At 59.8% G+C, this 311-nt stretch carries 1 protein-coding gene; it reads right to left on the reverse strand.

The window, feature by feature from the left end; genetic code table 11:
* Positions 1–26: 26 nt before the first annotated feature.
* Positions 27–305: an AlpA family phage regulatory protein gene (locus tag EOB59_RS37275; protein ID WP_127309512.1), complete on the reverse strand. Its 279-nt coding sequence runs from the start codon at positions 303–305 to the stop codon at positions 27–29.
* Positions 306–311 lie beyond the last annotated feature (6 nt).

Raw genomic sequence — 311 nt, forward strand, 5'->3', positions numbered from 1 at the left:
AAGCGGCAGATATTGGGAGGCTACATTCATGCGGTGCGGCTCTCAGGTCTAGTTTCCATCCAAGCCCTGATATCGGATTCAAGCCATGCGACTCGGCCGGGGGAGATGCGACGCCGCTTAGGGAACAGGCCTGCCTTCAGAGTCGCGCGGTCGCGCTCGAACTGCGTTCCACTGAAGTGCTTCAGGGTCTTTGCCGACTGGCCGGCGGCCCAGGCAAGTGCCCGCTCGCCTTCCACATCTTCAAGCCAAAGATAGAGATCGTCGTCGGGAGCATCCAGCGTTGGACGGACATCAAATGCGTTCATGTCCGG

Origin of the sequence: Mesorhizobium sp. M7A.F.Ca.MR.176.00.0.0, from assembly GCF_004023165.1 — a bacterium.
GTDB lineage: Bacteria > Pseudomonadota > Alphaproteobacteria > Rhizobiales > Rhizobiaceae > Mesorhizobium.

Bases quoted from the DNA above. Each gene is read 5' to 3' on its own strand.
- EOB59_RS37275 (WP_127309512.1), bottom strand. From the start codon at position 305: ATGAACGCATTTGATGTCCGTCCAACGCTGGATGCTCCCGACGACGAT.